Annotated in this window: 4 protein-coding genes and 1 pseudogene; all 5 read right to left on the reverse strand. The window is 69.9% G+C overall.

All coding sequences use genetic code 11. The annotated features are described in order from the left end of the window. Positions 1 to 626: hypothetical protein (locus M3498_05430; protein ID MDQ3458730.1), on the reverse strand; the 626-nt coding region annotated here is incomplete at its 3' end. 50 nt (positions 627 to 676) lie between these two features. Then, the gene (locus M3498_05435; GenBank protein MDQ3458731.1) at positions 677 to 1,537 is read right to left on the reverse strand and encodes an ABC transporter permease; all 861 of its coding nucleotides are present in this window, start codon (positions 1,535 to 1,537) and stop codon (positions 677 to 679) included. 151 nt (positions 1,538 to 1,688) lie between these two features. Next, a pseudogene (locus tag M3498_05440) lies at positions 1,689 to 1,831 on the reverse strand (isocitrate/isopropylmalate family dehydrogenase). A gap of 86 nt (positions 1,832 to 1,917) precedes the next feature. After that, on the reverse strand, positions 1,918 to 3,456 hold the full coding sequence (locus tag M3498_05445) for a hypothetical protein (GenBank protein MDQ3458732.1): 1,539 nt from the start codon (positions 3,454 to 3,456) through the stop codon (positions 1,918 to 1,920). Continuing rightward, a complete protein-coding gene (locus M3498_05450) occupies positions 3,453 to 4,265 on the reverse strand; it encodes an ABC transporter ATP-binding protein (protein ID MDQ3458733.1) in 813 nt (270 codons plus the stop codon). The genes M3498_05445 and M3498_05450 overlap by 4 nt, the downstream gene beginning before the upstream one ends. Between the last annotated feature and the right edge of the window lie 74 nt (positions 4,266 to 4,339).

Here is a 4,339-nt window from a genome sequence, read left to right on the forward strand (position 1 = left end):
GCCACCGCCCGGCGCACCTGCGCCTCGCTCTCGGCGAGTGCCTGCTCGTTGGCTTCGAGCTCGCGCTCGCGGGACGAGAGCGCGGCGCGCTCGCTCACGAGCCGCCTCTCTTCGGCGGCGAGCCGCACCAGGGTGGCCTCGAGCGCCCGCAGCAGCTCCACGTCCTGCGCGGTCATGAGCGAGAGGTAGTGGTTCTTGACCCGCAGGTCGAAGAGCGACTCGGCCCCGGCGAGCACCCGCAGTTCGCGGTTGGGGCGTCCGTAGTAGAGGTTCAGCAGGAGCCGCTGCACCCGCTCTTGCAGGCGCTCGAGCTCGGCCTCCTCGGCCTCCAGGCGCGCCAGGGTGGCGGTGATGTCGCGCTCCAGAGCGGCGATTTGGGCCAGCAGCCCCTGCCGCTCCTGTCTGAGCGCGGCGAGGCGCTGCGAGGTGGTCTCGAGCTCGGCCAGCCGCCGGTCGAGTGCCTCGCGGCTGGCGGCCAGCTCCCGGTCGATCGCCTGGATCTCCGCCCGTCGCTCCTCCAAACGCCGCTCGGCCTCCTGAACCTCCTGCTCGAGCCTCTCGGTCGTTTGCGCGACCGCGAAGCCCAAGAGCAGCGCTCCCACCAGGAGGCTCAGGATAAGCGTCAACCGGCCCCTCATCTCCTCTCTCTCATTCCCTCTCCCTCATCCCCTCGCCCTCACGCCTTTTCCCTCAGGTACTGCGCGACCGAGATGGCGCTGCCTACCAAGCCCACCAAAAAGGCCAAGGCGGTCAAGAGCAGCGCCACCCGGCCCAAGAGCATGGGGTCGCTCACGAAGGTCACGAAGGGCAGGTTGTCGCTCAGCCGGCCGATCATCAGCCGGTAGCCGGGAATCACCAGGGCCAGGGTGATGACCGCGCTGAACAAGCCCAGCAGAAAGCCCTCGAGCAAAAAGGGCGCGCGGATAAAGCTGCGGGTGGCGCCGACTAAGCGCATCACCTCGATCTCGCCCTGCCGCGCCGAGATGGCCGCCCGGATGGTGTTGACGATGGCGAAAAGGGCGCTGCACAGCAAAATGGCGATGAGGATGGTGCCGCCCACGCGCAGGGCGTCGTTGATGGCCAAAAAGGTCTCGACCGCGTCCGAGCCGTCGTCGATCGACTCGACGCCGGGCAAGGCCCTGAGGCGCTGGGCGACCGTGGACGTGTACGCCGGGTCGCTGAGCTGCAGGCGAATCGTGGGCGGCAGCGGGTTGGGCACCAACTCGGCGGCCTGGCCGAGGTCGGGAAAGTCCACGAGCATGAACTGCAGGGCCTGCTCGGACGAGTAGAAGTCGGTGCTGGCCACTTCGGGCCAGGAGGCGACCTCGCGCATGAGGGCGCCGCCGCTGGCTTCGGGGTCTAAGTAGGCGGCTAGCTCGAGCTCGCTCTCCAGGTCCAAGACGAGCTGATTGAGGTTTAGGCTGATCAGGCTGAAGCCCGCCAGGATGACCAGCGAGACCGTCATGGTGGTCAGGGTCGAAACGCTGGCGATCCAGTTGCTGCGAATCGCGCGCATGGCCTGCTGCAATGCGTACATCTCTCACTCCCGCCGCGCGCCGAGTGGCGCCGTTTCTTGCCGCGCGCCGTATTCCGCCCTGCTCCGGCGCTCTGCTCTTTGGCGCCCTGCTCGCTGACACCTTTATACCGCGCTCACCTGAGCTTTGGCTTAGCCGGCGAGGCTGACGATGACCGCGTCGGTAAAGGTGTCCCAGCCCGCCTCGGCGTCCGTGAAGCGCAGGCTCAGGCCGAGTGCCTCCAACACGCGTTTCGCGGCGGGCACGACCTCTTGGCCGATGCCGTCGCCGGGAATCAAACAGATGTGATGGCTCATAGCCCCAGCATCATAACAAGCCCGCCGCGGCTAAGGGGCGAGTAGGCAGAGCCGGCGGCTCCCTCCGCACGCTCGCCGCGGCGGCCTCAGTAGGCCAGCCCCGTCCCCCGCTGCCGGTAGCGCCCGTAGGCGAGGCCCGGCAAGAAGAGCCCCAGGGCGAGCGCCAGCCAGCCCCACCACGCCCCCAGGGCCAGTCCCCAGGTGGCGCCCAGCCAGGACCAGAGAACGACGCCCTCCAAGATCATCATCACCACGTCGCGGTCCTTGTTGCCCTTGCTCTTGAAGAGGTCGGCGCGGGGAACGGTGCGCGCGCTCCAGACGTTGATCACCCCGACCGACAGGGTCATACCCACAAAGCCGAGGAGCGCCCAGAACCAGCCCGGCGTACCCCGCAGGGCGAGCGTGAGGAGGAGCGGCAGGCAGAGGAGCCAGATAGGCAAGAGCGCCGCCCCCAGTTTCAGCCAGCGCAAGCGGCCGCTCTCCGCGGGTGAGGCCGCCAGGAGCTCCGGCGCCTCCTCGCCCGAGACGCAGATGCGCGCGAGGCTGCCCGCCAGGGTGCCCGCGAGCGCGACCACGACGACGCCCAGGCCGACCGGCGAAAGCCCGGTGAAGCCGCCCTCGCCCCGGAAGAGAAAGACGGCCAGCGGGATGAGGTAGAGCACCTGCAACAGCGTCTGCGAGATGAGGTAGGGGTCGCGGAGGATGAGCCGCCACTCCTTGAGGAGCGCAACCCTCGTCAGGCCGCCGCGAAAGACGAGCCGCCCGCCGCCCCCTTCGGGCCGCCGCCGCACGCTCAGCGCCTCCTGCGTGCCGGTGACGAAGCGGCGGTGGGTGAGCGCGACGGTCAGCCAGAAGAGCCCCAGGCTGCTGCCCAGCGCCAGGGCCAGCGGCAGGGGTTCCGCCAGGGCGGCGCGGGCGGGCCACCACAGCGGGCTGTCCGGCCCCAGGGGCGCGCCGGGCGCCAAGAGGCCGGCCAGGGCCTCGGGGTTCGCCAGCGGCCGCCAGTCGCTGAGGAGCGCAAGATAATAGCCGAGCATAAGGCCCGCGCCGACGAGGCTGCCCAGGATCTGCGTCACCGTCCGGGCGACGCGGGCGCCAAAGAGCCTCACCAAGAGCAGGGTGACGAGCAGGCCCAGGCTGGTGGTGGTCAGCGCCAGGACCAGCACCACCGGGTAGAGGCCGAGAAGCTGCGGCAGGCCGAGCATCAGCCCGGCGCTCGCCAGCGGCACGGCGAGGAGGCCGAAGGGGAGCAGAACGGTCAAGGCGACGCCGAGCGCGCGGCTGGCGAGGACGGTCCGGGAAGGCAGCGGCGAGGACAAGAGCAGGTCCAGGTCGCCCCGGTCGAAGAGCGCCACCAGGCTGCGGTTCATGCTCAGGCTGAGCGCCAGGGTAAAGGCCAGCGCGAGGCCGCCCGTGAGCAGCCAGAGCACGGCCGTGTACCCTTCGCCGGAGAGCTCGAAGCTTCCGCGCAGGTCTCGCAGGACATACCAGAGGCCGAGGTGGACCAGCAGGAGCAGGCCGCCCGCGAGCGCCAAGACGAGGCGCGGGCTCCAACGCGCCGCCAGCTCGCGCCAGCCCAAACGCAGGTCATGCCGCACCAGCCAGGGCCAAGACCCCGGCTTCACGCCCTCACCCTCTCCTCGCCGCCGTTGTCGACGCCACGCTCGACGCCAGGCTCGACACCACGCTCTACCAGGTCCAAGAACACCTCCTCGAGGCTGCCCTCGCCGCCGCTCAGGGCGCGCAGCTCATGGAGCGTGCCCTCGGCGCGCAGGCTGCCCCCACTGATGATGCCGATGCGCTCGGCTAAGCGCTCGGCCACCTCCATGATGTGGGTCGTCAGCACCACGGTGTTGCCGTCTTCGACGTAGGCGGTGAGTAGCTCCTTGACGTCCCGCGCCGCCGCGGCGTCCAGGCCCGTCAAGGGCTCGTCTAAGATCATCACCTTGGGCGCGTGGACGAGCGCCCCAGCGAGCGCCAGCTTCTGCTTCATGCCGCGCGAAAAGGTCTCGGCGTAGTCGCGCCTGTGCCGCCACAGGTCGAAGCGTTCCAGGAGCGCACGCGCTCTCGGCGCGGCCTCCTCGGGCGGCACGCCCCACAGACCCGCCACGAACTCGAGGTACTCGCCCGGCCGCAGCTTGCCGTAGAGCATGGGCTCGTCGGGCAGGTAGGCAAGTCTCGCCTTGGCCTGAGCGGGCCGCTCGCCGACGCTCGAGCCCAGAACGAGAGCGTCGCCGCGGTCGGGCCTGAGCAGCCCCGCGACCATCCGCAAGATGGTGGTTTTGCCCGCGCCGTTGGGGCCCAAGAGGGCGTAGAGCTGTCCCTGGGAGATGCGCAAGCTGACGCCCTTGACGGCCCAAACGGCGCCAAAGCGCTTGCTGAGGCCGCGCAGGTCGAGGGCGGGCAGGTCGAGGGCGGGCAGGTCGCTGCTCATCCCCCCAGTCTATGACGCGAGCCGAGCCCGCCGGAAGTGACCTTCGTCATGGGTACGGCGGCTATGTCTAGCTA

The sequence above is a fragment of the Deinococcota bacterium genome (genome assembly GCA_030858465.1).
Lineage (GTDB): Bacteria > Deinococcota > Deinococci > Deinococcales > Trueperaceae > JALZLY01.